The following is a 16,090-nucleotide window of genomic DNA, read 5'->3' on the forward strand; positions in this document are numbered from 1 at the left end:
ATGTGGAATTAAAACACACGCATCGGATTTTTTGAAGGGGTGCTGAAAAGTCCTTCAGGAAGATGACGAATGCGGAGGAAAAACCAAAACTAGGAGGAAAATTATAATGGGCGTAATTTCAATGAAACAATTACTTGAAGCAGGGGTACATTTTGGGCATCAAACAAGACGTTGGAATCCTAAAATGGCAGAATACATTTTTACTGAAAGAAATGGTATATACATCATAGACCTTCAAAAAACAGTAAAAAAGATTGAAGAAGCATACCAGGTAGTTCGAAATGTTGTAGAAGATGGAGGAAATGTACTTTTTGTAGGTACTAAGAAGCAAGCACAAGACTCTATTAAAGAAGAAGCTGAACGTTCTGGAATGTTCTACGTAAACCAAAGATGGTTAGGTGGAATGCTTACAAACTTTAAAACTATCCGCGCGAGGATTAGTCATTTAAGAAAATTAGAAGAAATGGAAGAAAACGGAACATTTGATTTATTGCCTAAAAAAGAGGTAATAAAACTTCGTCACGAAAAAGAAAAACTTGAAAGAAACTTAGGCGGAATCAAAGATATGACACAAATTCCAGATTTACTTTTTGTTGTAGATCCTAGAAAAGAAAGAATTGCAATTCAAGAAGCTCATATCTTAGGTATTCCAATAATTGCAATCGTAGATACAAACTGTGATCCTGAAGAAGTAGATTATGTAATACCAGGTAATGATGATGCAATCAGAGCGGTAAAATTAATCGTTGGTAAAATGGCAGATGCTGTAATCGAAGTAAAGCAAGGCGTTCAAGATACCACTGTTGCTAAAGACGAAGAATAATGGCATAGACCTATAAAAAAATGCGGCAGTTGCCGCATTTTCTATATATTGAATAAACGCATAAAAAATACAAATTATACATTATGTGATAAAATAAATTATTGGAGGTTTTATTATGGCAATTACAGCTAGTATGGTAAAAGAATTAAGAGAAATGACAGGCGCTGGAATGATGGATTGTAAAAAAGTATTAACAGAAACCAATGGCGACCTTGAAAAGGCAGTTGAACTTTTAAGGGAAAAAGGATTAGCGAAAGCTGCTAAAAAAGCAGGTCGTATAGCTGCAGAAGGATTAGTGGTTGATTATATTTCCGAAGATGGAAAAATAGGAGCCCTAGTAGAAGTAAACAGTGAAACAGATTTCGTTGCTAAAAACGAAGAGTTCAAATCTTTTGCTGCACAGGTGGCAAAACAAGCAGCAATGACCAAAACAAATAATATCGAAGATTTCATGAAAGAAGCTTGGATTTTGGATAATACCAAGACTGTGCAAGATGTATTAACTGAAAAAATCTCTGTTATTGGTGAAAACCTTAATATTAGACGTTTTGTTAAATATGAAGCAAAATCCGGAATTCTTGTTTCCTATATCCACGGCGCTGGAAGAATCGGTGCATTGGTTGAATTAAACAGCACAGATTCCTCAGACAGATTAAAAGAAGCAGGTAAGGATGTAGCAATGCAAATTGCTGCTGCAAGTCCAAAATACATCACAAGAGATGAAATACCCGCAGATTTTATCGAAAAAGAAAAAGAAATCTTAAAACAACAGGCGCTTAATGAAGGCAAACCAGCAAATATTGTTGAAAAGATGATAGAAGGTCGCTTAACAAAGAACTTAAAAGAAATATGTATCGTTGATCAGGCTTATATCAAGGATCCTGATATGACTGTTGCTAAATACTTGGAAAGTGTTGCTAAAGAAGTTGGAGCAGATGTTTCCATAAAAGCATTTACCCGTTATGAAACAGGTGAAGGACTAGAAAAGAAAGAAGAAGATTTTGCAGAAGAAGTTGCAAAACAGATGAATGTATAATTAACTAAAAATTTGGTGGGGGAACACAATGTGTTTCCCCTTTTATATGGATTTATATATAAGTAATTTTTAAAATAAGAACTACTAAAATTGAATAATTATATGGAAAAATATATGAAAATATGATACATTAATAACGGAGGAGTTATTCTATGATGAAATATAAACGTGTACTCATTAAACTAAGCGGTGAAGCCCTTGCCGGAACTAAGGGAAATGGATTTGATTTTGAAATAGTTATTTCAGTGGTTAAGCAGCTTAAAAAGATTGTAGAACAAGGGGTAGAGGTTTCTGTTGTGATTGGGGGCGGTAATTTTTGGAGAGGCAGAAGCAACGAGAAAATGGACCGTACGAAATCAGATCAAATAGGAATGCTGGCAACAGTGATGAATTCATTGTATGTGGCAGAAGCCTGTAGATCCATAGGGTTAAATGCAGTTGTGCAAACTCCCTTTTCAGTTGGAACGATGACAGAATTATTTACCAAAGAGTCGGCCTTAAATAATATGAAGAATAAAACCGTGGTTTTCTTTGCCGGGGGAACCGGTCATCCGTTTTTTTCTACAGATACAGGGGCTGCGCTTCGCGGATGTGAAATAGAGGCAGATGTTCTTTTATTTGCAAAAAATATTGATGGGGTTTATGACTCAGACCCTAAATGCAATCCTAATGCAACAAAATATACGGAACTAACTGGCAAACAAATCATAGAAAAGCAATTAAAAGTTATTGATGGGACTGCAGCTAGTCTTTGTATGGATCAGCATTTATCCATATTAATATTTGGTCTTAATACAATGGATGGTATAATAAAGGCAGTTTCTGGTGAAAATATAGGAACAATAATAAATAATTAAGGGGGAAATATTATGGATAGTAAACAATATGCTGCATATGAAGAAAAGATGAAAAAAACGATTGCTTCATTGTTGGATGAATATAACACCATTAGAGCTGGAAGAGCTAATCCACATATATTGGACAGAATTTCAGTAAGTTATTACGGTGTCCAAACTCCACTTCAACAAGTTGGAAATGTCAGCGTACCAGAAGCAAGAGTGATACTGATACAACCTTGGGATACCTCTGTCCTTAAGGATATTGAAAAGGCTATTTTGATATCGGATATTGGAATAACCCCTAATAATGATGGGAAATCTATTCGATTGGTTTTTCCTGAATTAACTGAAGAAAGAAGAAAAGAATTAACAAAGGATGTAAAGAAAAAAGGTGAAGAAGCCAAAATTGCTATAAGAAACACAAGGAGAGAAGCAATTGATTATTTTAAAAAGCTCCAAAAGGCTGGGGATATCAGCGAAGATGATTTAAAAGATGCAGAAGTAGACATACAAAAATTAACAGACCGCTACATTGAAGATATTGATAAACATGTAGAAAATAAAAGTAAAGATATTCTTTCAGTATAGCAGCATACATATGCCCCTTCCTTGGAGGGGTATTTTATTGATGGTTGCCTTTAGCAGTCAAATTGGGCTTAGCATTATTTTATCTTTTAACTGAATATTTAGGAGGTAGTAATGGATAAAAGTGGCTATAAAGAAAAAATTCAACTAAACAACCTACCAAGGCATATAGCCATTATTATGGATGGCAATGGTCGCTGGGCAAAAATCAGAAACAAATCAAGGACATCCGGGCATAGGGCAGGAACAAAAGCATTACAAAAAATATCGGATGCCGCTAACTCTTTAGGTATAAAGCACCTTACGGTGTACGCCTTTTCTACGGAAAACTGGAATAGACCTGAAGATGAAGTAAACAGCCTAATGAAGTTGCTTAGGGAATACCTAAATCAATATTTGAGGGACTCGGGTAAAAATAACATTAAAATAGATATAATGGGAGATACAAACAAGTTAGATGCGGATATCCAAAATCAAATCAAAAAACTCCAGGAAATAACGGTTAATAAAAATGGCCTCCATCTGCATATAGCCCTAAACTATGGCAGTCGCGATGAAATAACTCGGGCGATGCGGAAGATAGGGCAAGATATTTTAGAGGGTAAAATCACTATCGATGCCATTACTCAAGAGACCATTCCTACATATTTGGATACAAGGGATATGCCCGATCCTGATTTTGTAATCAGAACCAGTGGGGAACAAAGAATCAGTAATTTTTTATTATGGCAAATTGCTTATAGTGAATTATATTTTACAGATATATTATGGCCGGATTATAATGAAGATGATTTTTATAGGGCAATTTATGAATATCAGAACAGAAACCGCCGTTTCGGAGGAGTTTAATATCGGAGGAGATTGTATTGCGTGTACGTATAATTACAGCGATATTGGGTATACCATTACTTTTAGGAATAATAATCGTAGGGGGATGGGTGTTAAAAGCAGCAGTTTGCTTTATTTCCCTGGTTGGTATATATGAATTTTATAGGGCTATGGACAAAAAGGTTAATACAATAAAGCCCGTAGGTTATGTTTTTACTTTAAGTTTTATTTTGTTTACGTTTCCCAAGGTAGAATGGTATTTTGCCTTTATGGTATGCTTTTTATTTTGTATATTTTTAAGTATTATATTTTTTCATGAAAAATATACTATTATTGATGGGGCTATTACTTTTATAGGGTTTTTCTACATATGCGTTTTGTTTTCCTATATTCTCAAAGTTAGAAACTATGCATATGGGGATGTATTTATATGGTTGATTTTTATTAGCGCTTGGGGAAGTGATACAGGGGCATATTTTACAGGTATTACCATTGGAAAACATAAACTCTGCCCCAATGTAAGCCCTAAAAAAACCATTGAAGGTGCATTAGGTGGAGTGGTTGGCGGGGCTTTATTGGCATTATTATACGGGGGAGTCCTTTTATATTTTAGAAATATATCCATACCAAATTTCCTTATGGTATGTGCAGTGATAGGAGCCATGGGGGCAATCATATCCCAATTAGGTGATTTAACGGCATCCTCAATTAAAAGGCTGGTGGATATAAAGGATTATGGAAAATTATTCCCAGGCCATGGGGGCGTATTAGATAGATTTGATAGCATCCTATTTACAGCTCCTTTGGTATATTATTTAATCGTTTTAGCAGATGCTTATTTGAAAATATCTTAGGATTTGCAGTAAAATACTTATATCCGAATTTAAGGATGGACAAATGGAGTGAAGACGTTGAAATCTATTTCTATATTAGGCTCAACCGGTTCCATTGGAACTCAGACCTTGGATGCTGTAAGAAATTTGGGGAATATTAAGGTAGAAGGATTAACAGCAGATAAAAACATAGATTTATTAGAAAAACAAATTAAAGAATTTCATCCTAAAAAGGTTGCTGTGATGGATGAAAATAAAGCCTATGAACTAAAAAGAAGAATAGGAAATACCACAGAAATATTAACCAGCATGGAAGGCTTAGTTGAAGTGGCTACAATGGAAGAAATTGATACGGTCGTTACATCTGTTGTAGGTATAATCGGATTAATCCCGACCTTTAAAGCTATCCAAAATAAAAAGGATATTGCCCTAGCCAATAAGGAAACTCTAGTTACGGCAGGGGAAATTATAATAAATGAAGCTAAAAAAAATGGGGTTAATATTCTTCCGGTCGATAGTGAACATTCGGCGATATTTCAGTGTTTACAGGGAAATGTGAACAACCCTATAGAGCGAATTATACTAACTGCCTCAGGGGGACCCTTTCGCGGCAGAACTATTAAGGAACTTAAGGAAGTGACAGTTGAAGAAGCCCTAAAGCACCCTAATTGGGATATGGGGACAAAAATAACTATAGACTCTGCCACCATGATGAATAAGGGGTTAGAAGTTATTGAAGCAAAATGGCTGTTTGATGTAGAACTTAGTCAAATTGAGGTGGTAGTTCACCCACAAAGCATGATTCATTCCATGGTGGAATTTGAAGACGGTTCTATTATGGCCCAGGTAGGAGAACCTGATATGAGATTTCCGATTCAATACGCTCTTACCTATCCCAAGCGTATTAAAAATAATTGGCCCAGGGTGGATTTCACGAAAAGGAATCTGTTTACCTTTGAATTACCGGATACATCTGTTTTTAAATGTTTACAATTGGCCTATGATGCCTTAAATATAGGGGGTACTATGGCAGTAGTGCTGAATGCAGCCAATGAAATAGCGGTAGAAAGATTTGTAAAAAAAGAAATACAATTTTTAGATATTTCTAGAATCATTGAAGATACAATGAATATGCATAATGTAATAAAACATCCGACCTTATCGGATGTTTTGGATGTAGATTTATGGGCAAGGAAAATTTCTAAGGGCAGGTGATTGTATTGACCATATTACTAGCAATTATAGTATTTGGAATTATTATCTTAATTCATGAATTTGGGCATTATATCGTAGCAAAAAAAAATGGGGTTAAGGTAGAGGAATTTGCTATCGGGATGGGACCTAAACTATTTGGCAAAAAATACAAAGAAACTGTTTATTCTATTCGTGCATTGCCCCTCGGAGGGTTTTGCAAGATGTTAGGGGAAGATGATGCTTCTGAGGACGAGAGATCCTTTACTAATAAATCCGTAGGCGTTCGTATAGCAATCATAGCCGCCGGTCCTATTATGAATTTACTTTTAGCCCTAGGGATTACCATTTGGTTTTTGACTGTTAATGGTTATTCCACCACAATTGTTAGGGAGGTTTACCCTGATACACCAGCAGAAAGGGCGGATTTCCAATCGGGAGATAAGGTGATTTCAATCGATAATCAAAAAATTCATGTAAGGGAAGAAATGAACTTTATCATAAACGAGACAGAGGGTAGGCCTGTTGAAGTGATTATACTAAGGAATGGGGAAAAGATTAAAAAGACAGTCAGCCCCGCCTTAGACCCAAAATACAATCAATGGCTTCTAGGATTTAGCTTAGAGGAAGGTAGCGGGAATTTTGCCAGTACTATAAGGGAAGGATTTTGGCAGGTAGCCTTTCTTGTTAAACAAACAGTCATTGGGTTTGTTAGGATTATCACAGGACAAATAGGCAAAGATCAGGTAGCAGGTCCTATAGGGGTAATTGGTATTATTGGTGAAGCCTATGAAACCGGCTTAAAATCCAGTTTCTTTATAGCAGTTCAGTATGTTTTGTATGTTGCTTCCTTAATTAGTGCTAATTTAGGAGTTATGAACTTACTGCCAATTCCCGCCCTAGATGGTGGAAGATTAGTATTCCTCATTATCGAAGCAATAAGAGGAAAACCCATAGATGTTGAGAAAGAGGGTTTTATTCACTTTGCAGGATTTGTCTTATTAATGATATTGATGGTCTTTATTGTATATAATGATATTGTTAGAATGGTAGTCAGTTAAAAGATGGGTCATATACTTATTCTATTGGATGTAATGAGATACAGGGGGCCTTTCAATGGAGCAAAATGAAAACTGTCGTCATTTTATAAATGTATTTCCTAAGGTTCATATGGATGATTCTATTAAGGAAACGTTAAAAGAAGCGCAAATAAGTAATATTCGTATCATTAAAGAATCAAAGTCCATGGAGATATTCCTACTAACCGATACAATCATACATCAAGGGGTATTAGATGGTTTAGGATTTCAAATAAAAAACCAATTCCCCGGTATCAGTGATGTTTCCTTAAAGGCTAAGATTCCCATAGAAAAAAGCAACAAGATTTCAGATTTATCTCCCAAGAAGCTGTTGCATTTGTATTGGGATAATATCATTTACTCCATTTATAATCAAAATCCAATTTGCACTGGGATTTTAAAAGATTGTGAATGGAAACTCCAGCAAAACAATCTTATTATATCGGTTAATAATCACCAATTATTTTATTTGAAGAAAAAGGGCCTTGATAAACATATTAAGTCCATAATAAACAGTGGTTTAGGACTTAATATCGAAGTTCTTTTTAAGGAGGATAAAATATCAAAAGGTAAGAAAGAGGAATACGAAAAGAATTTATCCTCCCAAGAACAAGATATTATCCGTGAAATGGCAATGGCTCCTATATTGAAATTAGGTAAAAAGAGCGAGTCAGGTATCAATGAGTTAATAACTCCTCTTATCTTAGGGAAGGATATAACTGGTACCCCAATAAAAATCAAAGAAGTTTCTGAAGAATTAGGGGAAGTTATCATTGAAGGAGATATCATCTCAAGTGAGTATAGGGAAATCAAAAATAGCAAATATATAGTTGTTTTTGATATTACAGATTATGAGGATTCCGTTACAGTCAAAGCCTTTTTGAAAAAAGATGTCTTCGAAAATTCAGTCAAAGAAAGATTAAAAGTAAATGCGCATATTAAAATAAGGGGATTTGTACAGTTTGATACCTATTCTAGAGAATTTGTTGTTATGGCAAGGGATATTGTCGAAATTCCTTTAACAAAAATAAGAGTAGACAAGGCACATAAAAAAAGGGTAGAACTTCATACCCATACACAAATGAGCAGTATGGATGGGATAACATCTGTAGAGGCTTTGGTACAAAGGGCTGCAAAATGGGGGCATAGTGCCATCGCAATCACTGATCATGGAGTTGTCCAAGCCTATCCCGATGCTGCGGCTGCAGGAAAAAAATATGGAATCAAAATCATTTATGGCATGGAAGCTTATTTAGTAGATGATTTGAGGGCTATTGTATCATCTCCAAGGGGACAAACCTTAAACGATATTTTTACTGTATTTGACATTGAAACAACAGGCCTGCATGTAGGAAGGGATAAAATAACAGAAATAGGTGCTGTGAAAATTAAAAATGGGGAAATAGTCGATTACTACAATAGTTTTGTAAATCCCGAAATGCCTATACCGGAAAAAATACAAGAATTAACGAAAATCACCGATGAAATGGTAAAGGACTCCCTTACAGTAAAGGAAGTATTACCTCAATTTTTAGATTTTGTAGGAGATAGCATCCTTGTGGCCCATAATGCCAGTTTTGATATGGGGTTTATACGATATTTTGCTGATTTGTATGATACAACCGTTAATAATACTGTATTAGATACCCTAGAATTATCAAGGTTATTATTTCCAACATTAAAAAGACATAAATTAAATGCGGTTGCCGAGCATTTAAATATTTCACTGGAAAATCACCATAGGGCCGTGGATGATGCAAAAGCAACAGCGGAGATTTTAATAAGCTCCATGGAAATATTAACGGCACAAGGAATTAAAAATCTAAATGAAATCAATACTCTAGCCAGCGATACCATAGATATAAAGAAACTAAAGACATATCACGCAGTGATATTGGTTAAAAATCAAACAGGTTTAGTTAATTTATATAAATTGGTATCCCAATCCCATATTAATTATTTTCATAAAAGGCCTAGAATCTCTAAAAGTTTATACCTAAAACATAAAGAGGGTTTAATAATCGGTACTGCCTGTGAAGCAGGGGAATTATATAGGGCATTTCTTAATAAAAAAACAAAGGAAGAAATAGAGGAAATTGCTTCTTTTTATGATTATTTAGAAGTGCAGCCCCTAGGGAATAATCAATTTCTAATTGATAATGGAACCATAGAAAAAATAGAAGGATTAAGAGAGATTAATAAAAATATCGTTAGGTTAGGGGAGGAAATTAAAAAACCTGTAGTTGCTACCTGCGATGTTCACTTTCTAGACCCTAGGGATGAGGTCTTTAGAAGAATTATTATGGCAGGTCAGGGATTTTCCGATGCAGACAATCAGGCCCCCTTATACCTGCGTACAACGGATGAAATGCTCTTAGAATTTTCATACCTAGGCGAGGAAATTGCAAGACAAGTCGTAATAGATAATCCTAATAAGATTGAGCAGATGGTAGAAGAGATAAAACCTATTCCTGATGAAACATTCCCACCCAAAATAGATGGAGCAGAGGAAGAACTCACAAAGATTACTATGAAAAAGGCAAAGGATATATATGGGACTCCTTTACCCCCACCGGTACAGCAAAGATTAGATAGGGAGTTAGGCTCCATCATCAAAAATGGTTTTGCGGTTTTATATATCATTGCACAAAAATTGGTTTGGAGGTCCCTAGAAGACGGGTATCTAGTTGGTTCAAGGGGATCTGTAGGTTCCTCCTTCGTTGCCACCATGGCATCCATCACAGAGGTAAACCCACTTCCCCCTCACTACATTTGTCCAAAATGTAAGACCTCAGATTTCGATTCTGAAACTGTTAAATCCTTTGCAGGGGGCTCAGGATGTGATATGCCGGATAAAAATTGTCCGAATTGTGGTACAGTAATGAATAAGGACGGCCATGATATTCCTTTTGAAACTTTTCTAGGGTTTGATGGCGATAAGGAGCCGGATATTGATCTTAACTTCTCTGGGGATTATCAGCCTAGGGCCCATGCCTATACAGAGGAACTGTTCGGGGAAGGCCATGTGTTCAGGGCAGGAACCATAGGCACTTTAGCTGAAAAAACAGCCTATGGATTCGTAAGAAAATATTTAGAAGGAAAAAATATTATTGCTAGAAATGCAGAAATAAACCGTCTGATTAAAGGATGCACGGGAATAAAAAGGACAACAGGTCAGCATCCCGGAGGACTAATGGTTGTACCAAGGGACCATGAGATTTACGAATTTTGTCCTGTTCAAAGACCTGCTAATGACGTTAAGTCAACTACTACCACTACTCATTTTGATTATAACTCCATTAGCGGAAGGCTACTAAAATTAGATATACTAGGCCATGACGACCCCACGGTTATTAAAATGCTTGAAGATTTAACAGGGATCAATGCTACGGAAATCCTTTTAGATGATAAAAAAACTATTTCTTTATTTACCTCTACAAAGGCTTTAGGAATTACTCCTGAAGATATTAATAGCGAAGTAGGAACATTTGGTCTACCTGAATTTGGTACAAAATTTGTAAGGCAAATGTTGGTTGATACGAAGCCTAAGACCTTTGCGGAACTTATTCGTATCTCAGGATTGTCCCATGGAACGGATGTGTGGTTAAACAATGCCCAGGATTTGGTCCGAGAAGGCACTGCAACCCTTTCAGAGGTGATATCTACCCGAGATGATATTATGGTCTATTTGATTATTAAAGGGGTAGAGAAAAAGCTCTCATTTAAAATCATGGAAAAGGTAAGAAAAGGAAAAGGTCTTGATCCAGAAGATGAAGAAGCAATGAAAGCTTGTGGGGTTCCACAGTGGTACATTAGCTCTTGTAAAAAGATAAAATATATGTTTCCAAAGGCCCATGCGGCGGCATATGTTATGATGGCATTTAGAATAGCCTATTTTAAGGTGTATCATCCAGAAGCTTTTTATGCTACCTACTTTACAGTAAGGGCAGAGGATTTCGATTATACCTTAATGTGTAAGGGGCCGAATAGAGTAAAATCTATCATAAAAGAACTTGAGGAAAAAGGAAATGACCTTACTACAAAAGAAAAGGGAACGCTTACAGTTTTAGAGATTGTATTAGAAATGTACGCAAGGGGATTGACATTTACCTCCATTGATTTGTATCAATCCGATGCCCTAAAATTCAAAATAACAAAAGGAGGGCTTTTACCCCCTCTAAATGCACTGCAAGGTTTAGGTAATACAGCAGCATGTAGCATAGTTGAGGCAAGAAACCAAAAGGAGTTCTTATCTATTGAAGATTTAAGAGAAAGAACAAGGATAAGCAGAACGGTTATAGAAATTATGAAAGAAAATAATATGCTTTCAGGAATGCCCGAAACCAGTCAATTAAGCCTGTTTTAAATACTATAGACTTATCCTTGCATTTATTAACAGCTAATGCTATAATGATTGATAGTGGGTATTTTTAATATGAAGTTTGTCAAAAGAGTGGGTTTTCGCCCACTCTTTCTATTGTATTATGGCATTGGATAAACAAGATGCATAGTAAAGGGACTTTTTAAAAAGACTATAAAGAAAGAAGATGAATATGGGAGGATGAAAATATGTCAAAACAAAAGGTTGAACATATTGTACAATCTTACTTGGAACCAATTACGAAGGAGCATGGATTTGAATTGGTAGATTTAGAGTATGTGAAAGAAGGAACCAATTGGTACCTTAGGGTTTTTATTGATAAAGAAGGAGGAATCACAATCGATGATTGTGAAATCGTTTCAAAAGAACTAGAACAAATACTAGATGAAGAGGATCCTATAGATAATGCTTATATCTTAGAGGTAAGTTCACCAGGGTTAGATAGACCCCTTAAGAAAGAATCAGATTTTAAAAGGTTTAAGGGAGACATTGTAGATATTAAGCTTTACAAGGCCTTTAATAAAAAGAAGGAATACAGAGGTGAGTTGCAAGGATTAAAGGATAATATTGTAACTATCACAGATGAAGATAGTCATGAATTGAATTTTGACAGAGATGATATTGCTATGATTCGGTTGGCAATTTTATTTTAATTATAGATTATCATTGTTATATTGAGGAGGTAAAGAAGATGAGCGGCGACTTCATCGATGCATTAGAACAGTTAGCACAAGAAAAGGGGATTGATAAGGAACTTCTTATTGAAGCAATCGAAACATCCTTGGTATCAGCTTGTAAAAAGAATTTTGGTACTTCACAAAATGTTAAGGTGCTTATCAATCGAGAAAAGGGAGATGTGGCTGTTTATGCACAAAAAATAGTGGTCGAAGAGGTAGAAAATGATGCCTTGGAAATTTTGTTGGAAGACGCAAAAAAAATTAAGCCAGAGTATGAATTAGGTGATATTGTAGATATTGAGGTTACTCCGAAAAATTTTGGGAGGATAGCTGCCCAAGCAGCTAAACAAGTAGTGGTTCAAAGAATAAGAGAAGCCGAAAGAGAAATAATATACAATCAATACATTACCAAAGAAAAGGATATCATAACAGGGATTGTTCAAAGGAAAGAAAGAAAAAATGTTATGATTAACTTAGGAAAAACAGAAGCCATTCTTCCCCCTAACGAACAAATTATCGGAGAAGACTACGAATTTAATACACGGATCAAAATATATGTACTAGAAGTAAAACAAACCACAAAAGGACCACAAATATATGTATCAAGGACCCATCCTGAACTTGTTAAAAGGCTCTTTGAACAGGAGGTTCCTGAGGTATATGAAGGTATTGTCGAAATAAAGAGTATTTCAAGAGAGGCCGGTTCAAGAACTAAAATGGCAGTTTATTCTAAAAATCCTGAGGTGGATCCTGTAGGTTCCTGTGTGGGACAAAATGGACAAAGAGTAAATGTGATTGTCAATGAGCTCAGGGGAGAAAAAATAGATATCATTCAATGGGATGAAGATCCAAAAGCATATATTGCTGCTTCTTTAAGTCCTTCTAAAGTAATTAATGTAGTAGTTAACGAGGAAGAAAAAAGTGCTAAGGTCGTAGTACCGGATTATCAACTTTCCTTAGCCATTGGTAAAGAGGGGCAAAACGCAAGATTAGCCGCAAAATTAACAGGCTGGAGAATTGATATTAAAAGTGAATCCCAAGCTGAAAAAGCAGGGTTTATTGAAGAAACAGAAGAAAGTAAAAAAGAGCTTGAAACAAGCATAGAATAAACGAGGAGTGAGAGTATGAAAAAAAGAAAAATTCCTCTTAGAAAATGTACTGGCTGCCAAGAAATGAAAAACAAAAAAGAATTAATACGGATTGTAAGAAACAAAGAAGGAGAAATATCCCTAGATTATACGGGTAAAAAGCCGGGACGGGGGGCTTATATCTGCCCTAATGAAGAATGTTTATTAAAAGCACAAAAGATAAAAGGCTTAGAAAGATCTTTTAAGATAAATGTTCCAAATGAAATATATGAAACATTAAAAAGTGAGCTGAAAAATAATAATGAGTGATTCGATATTTTTTATGTTGGGACTATGTCAAAAAGCAAGAAAGCTCTTATCCGGAGAATACCAATGTGAGCAGGCAATAAAATCCGAGGAAGCAAAACTTGTTATTGTTGCGGAGGATGCATCGGCGAATACGAAAAAGTTATTTAAAGACAAATGTAATTATAGAAATATACCTTTATATGAATTTGGTACTAAAAAAAGATTGGGGAAGGCCATAGGTAAGGAAGAAAGAGCTTCTCTGGCTGTAACCGATAAAAACCTTTCATATAAAATAAGACAGTTACTAGATCATAAGGTTATATGAATATTTGGAGGTGGATTATTTGTCAAAAATCCGAGTATATGAAATTGCAAAACAGTTAAATATAAGTAGTAAAGAATTAATCAAACAGTTAAAAGAGTTCGGGATTGAAGTACATAGTCATATGGGAACCCTAAAAGGCGAGGAGGCGCAGCTCATTATTGACTTTTATACCAGCGAAGAAGACGAATTAGTAAAAGATAAACCAGCAAAAAAATCAAAAGAAGAACAAAATGATAAAGAAGAATTTGAAAAAGAGTCCAATGACTTAGCAGATAAAGAAAGTAAAAATGAAGAAAGTAATAAAAATAAACCTGCTGCAAAAGAGGATTCTACAGAAAGTAATTTAGAGGAAGAAACCTTAAAAGTGATTGAACTACCAAGCAAAATTACTGTGCAAGATTTTTCAGATAAGCTAAATCAATCCCCTACAGAGGTAATAAAAATATTGATATCAAAAGGTATCATGGCATCTATTAATCAAGAAATAGATTTTGAAATGGCTTCCCAAGTGGCAGAAGAATTTGATGTTTTGGTAGAGGAAGAAAAGGAAATAGATCTAGCAAAAGAACTTCTTAATGAGGAGCCAGATAATCCAGAAGATCTTACAGAAAGACCTCCTATAGTTGTTATAATGGGGCATGTTGACCACGGAAAAACTTCACTTTTGGATGCTATTAGACAAAGTAATGTAACTGCCAGGGAAGCAGGAGACATTACTCAGCACATAGGAGCTTCCATGGTTGAGATTGCAGGTAAAAAGATTACTTTCCTTGATACACCGGGTCATGAGGCATTTACTGCCATGAGAATGCGAGGAGCCCAGGTAACGGATATTGCCATATTGGTTGTAGCTTCAGACGATGGTGTAATGCCCCAAACGATAGAGGCCATTAATCACGCAAGGGCTGCAAACATCCAAATTATAGTAGCAATCAATAAAATGGATAAACCAGGAGCAAACCCCGACCGTGTTAAACAAGAATTGGCCGATCATGGACTTCTTGCAGAAGATTGGGGCGGTGATACAATCTGTGTACCTGTTTCAGCTCTCCAAAAAACCAACTTGGATACTTTACTAGAAATGGTTTTACTAGTAGCAGAAATGGGAGAGTTAAAGGCTAACCCTGATAAAAAAGCAAAAGGAACCATCGTTGAAGCAGAATTAGATAAAGGCAGAGGTCCCGTAGCAACTGTTCTTGTTCAAGGAGGCACCTTAGAAGTAGGGGATCCCATTGTTGCAGGGGCAGCTTTTGGAAGAATAAGAGCAATGATGGATGATAGAGGCCGTCGGGTTAAAAAAGCAGGACCTTCTACCCCAGTTGAAATTTTAGGTTTATCAGAGGTACCAACAGCAGGGGATATGTTTTATGTAACTGAAAATGATAAACAGGCAAGACAAATTGCAAATACCCTAGCTATCCATGATAGAGAGCAATCCCTAAGGGCAACTCCTAATAAGGTTTCCTTAGACGATTTATTTAGTCAAATACAATCCGGTAATGTTAAACAATTAAATATTGTAGTTAAAGCCGATGTTCAAGGTTCTGTAGAGGCAGTAAAACAGGGCCTAGAACGCCTATCTAATGAGGAAGTTAGAATCCATACAATTCATGGGGGCGTTGGGGCTATTACCGAATCTGACGTTATGCTGGCATCAGCTTCTAATGCAATCATCATTGGATTTAATGTTAGACCGGAAACAGGGGCAAAATCAGTAGCTGATAGTGAGAAGGTAGACATTAGGCTATATCGCGTTATCTATAATGCAATCGAAGATATTGAGGCAGCTATGAAAGGAATGCTCGATCCGGAATACAAGGAAAAGGTAATAGGTCATGCAGAAATTCGTCAGACATTTAAGGTATCGGGTATTGGCACCATCGGCGGTGCCTATGTTCAAGACGGTAAATTTACTAGGAATAGCAAAGTACGTATTGTTAGAAATGGTATTGTTATATATGAAGGGCAGCTTAGTTCCCTTAAGAGATTTAAAGATGATGTAAAAGAAGTTAACAGCGGGTATGAATGCGGTTTAACCTTTGAAAAGTTCAATGATATAAAAGAAGGAGACATAGCAGAGGCCTTTATTATGGAGGAAATCCCAAGGGCCTAAACAA

The 16,090-nt window shown here is 35.9% G+C and carries 14 protein-coding genes; all 14 read left to right on the plus strand.

Annotated elements, in window-relative coordinates:
* Nucleotides 1-106 precede the first annotated feature (106 nt).
* The 14 genes from rpsB (at nt 107) to infB (ending at nt 16,086) form a co-directional block, all read left to right on the plus strand.
* Complete coding sequence (gene rpsB, locus GX308_01625; protein NLK20792.1) at nt 107-823, plus strand: 30S ribosomal protein S2; 717 nt, start codon at nt 107-109, stop codon at nt 821-823.
* A 115-nt stretch (nt 824-938) separates the two neighbouring features.
* On the plus strand, nt 939-1,859 hold the full coding sequence (locus tag GX308_01630; protein ID NLK20793.1) for an elongation factor Ts: 921 nt from the start codon (nt 939-941) through the stop codon (nt 1,857-1,859).
* A gap of 155 nt (nt 1,860-2,014) precedes the next feature.
* Entirely contained in the window at nt 2,015-2,716 is a 702-nt protein-coding gene (gene pyrH, locus GX308_01635; protein ID NLK20794.1) for a UMP kinase, read from the plus strand.
* 12 nt (nt 2,717-2,728) lie between these two features.
* Nucleotides 2,729-3,286: a ribosome recycling factor gene (gene frr, locus GX308_01640; GenBank protein NLK20795.1), complete on the plus strand. Its 558-nt coding sequence runs from the start codon at nt 2,729-2,731 to the stop codon at nt 3,284-3,286.
* A 111-nt stretch (nt 3,287-3,397) separates the two neighbouring features.
* Nucleotides 3,398-4,132, plus strand: coding sequence for an isoprenyl transferase (locus GX308_01645; GenBank protein NLK20796.1), 735 nt, complete (start codon nt 3,398-3,400; stop codon nt 4,130-4,132).
* Between the two features lie 17 nt (nt 4,133-4,149).
* Entirely contained in the window at nt 4,150-4,965 is an 816-nt protein-coding gene (locus tag GX308_01650; protein ID NLK20797.1) for a phosphatidate cytidylyltransferase, read from the plus strand.
* A 57-nt stretch (nt 4,966-5,022) separates the two neighbouring features.
* Nucleotides 5,023-6,159, plus strand: a complete 1,137-nt coding sequence (locus tag GX308_01655) for a 1-deoxy-D-xylulose-5-phosphate reductoisomerase (GenBank protein NLK20798.1) — start codon at nt 5,023-5,025, stop codon at nt 6,157-6,159.
* Nucleotides 6,160-6,164: 5 nt separating this feature from the next.
* Nucleotides 6,165-7,196 carry an RIP metalloprotease RseP gene (rseP, locus tag GX308_01660; protein ID NLK20799.1) on the plus strand — a complete coding sequence of 344 codons (1,032 nt, stop codon included), beginning with the start codon at nt 6,165-6,167 and terminating at the stop codon, nt 7,194-7,196.
* Between the two features lie 55 nt (nt 7,197-7,251).
* Nucleotides 7,252-11,580, plus strand: a complete 4,329-nt coding sequence (locus tag GX308_01665; GenBank protein ID NLK20800.1) for a PolC-type DNA polymerase III — start codon at nt 7,252-7,254, stop codon at nt 11,578-11,580.
* A 203-nt stretch (nt 11,581-11,783) separates the two neighbouring features.
* Nucleotides 11,784-12,248: a ribosome maturation factor RimP gene (gene rimP, locus GX308_01670; protein ID NLK20801.1), complete on the plus strand. Its 465-nt coding sequence runs from the start codon at nt 11,784-11,786 to the stop codon at nt 12,246-12,248.
* Nucleotides 12,249-12,286: 38 nt separating this feature from the next.
* On the plus strand, nt 12,287-13,381 hold the full coding sequence (nusA, locus tag GX308_01675) for a transcription termination/antitermination protein NusA (protein ID NLK20802.1): 1,095 nt from the start codon (nt 12,287-12,289) through the stop codon (nt 13,379-13,381).
* Between the two features lie 15 nt (nt 13,382-13,396).
* The gene (locus GX308_01680; GenBank protein ID NLK20803.1) at nt 13,397-13,669 is read left to right on the plus strand and encodes a YlxR family protein; all 273 of its coding nucleotides are present in this window, start codon (nt 13,397-13,399) and stop codon (nt 13,667-13,669) included.
* Nucleotides 13,662-13,973 (plus strand): 50S ribosomal protein L7ae, encoded by a 312-nt coding sequence (locus tag GX308_01685; GenBank protein NLK20804.1) that lies wholly within the window; start codon nt 13,662-13,664, stop codon nt 13,971-13,973. The genes GX308_01680 and GX308_01685 overlap by 8 nt, the downstream gene beginning before the upstream one ends.
* A gap of 4 nt (nt 13,974-13,977) precedes the next feature.
* Complete coding sequence (gene infB / locus GX308_01690; GenBank protein ID NLK20805.1) at nt 13,978-16,086, plus strand: translation initiation factor IF-2; 2,109 nt, start codon at nt 13,978-13,980, stop codon at nt 16,084-16,086.
* Nucleotides 16,087-16,090 lie beyond the last annotated feature (4 nt).

Origin of the sequence: Candidatus Epulonipiscium sp. (assembly GCA_012519205.1) — a bacterium.
In the GTDB taxonomy this organism is placed as follows: domain Bacteria; phylum Bacillota; class Clostridia; order Lachnospirales; family Defluviitaleaceae; genus JAAYQR01.

What these genes read in the sequence shown, in the direction of transcription:
- rimP (NLK20801.1), top strand. Translation starts at nt 11,784, where the DNA reads ATGTCAAAACAAAAGGTTGAACATATTGTACAATCTTACTTGGAACCA.
- GX308_01685 (NLK20804.1), top strand. Translation starts at nt 13,662, where the DNA reads ATGAGTGATTCGATATTTTTTATGTTGGGACTATGTCAAAAAGCAAGA.
- GX308_01630 (NLK20793.1), top strand. Translation starts at nt 939, where the DNA reads ATGGCAATTACAGCTAGTATGGTAAAAGAATTAAGAGAAATGACAGGC.
- nusA (NLK20802.1), top strand. Translation starts at nt 12,287, where the DNA reads ATGAGCGGCGACTTCATCGATGCATTAGAACAGTTAGCACAAGAAAAG.
- pyrH (NLK20794.1), top strand. Translation starts at nt 2,015, where the DNA reads ATGAAATATAAACGTGTACTCATTAAACTAAGCGGTGAAGCCCTTGCC.
- frr (NLK20795.1), top strand. Translation starts at nt 2,729, where the DNA reads ATGGATAGTAAACAATATGCTGCATATGAAGAAAAGATGAAAAAAACG.
- GX308_01645 (NLK20796.1), top strand. Translation starts at nt 3,398, where the DNA reads ATGGATAAAAGTGGCTATAAAGAAAAAATTCAACTAAACAACCTACCA.
- GX308_01665 (NLK20800.1), top strand. Translation starts at nt 7,252, where the DNA reads ATGGAGCAAAATGAAAACTGTCGTCATTTTATAAATGTATTTCCTAAG.
- GX308_01680 (NLK20803.1), top strand. Translation starts at nt 13,397, where the DNA reads ATGAAAAAAAGAAAAATTCCTCTTAGAAAATGTACTGGCTGCCAAGAA.
- rpsB (NLK20792.1), top strand. Translation starts at nt 107, where the DNA reads ATGGGCGTAATTTCAATGAAACAATTACTTGAAGCAGGGGTACATTTT.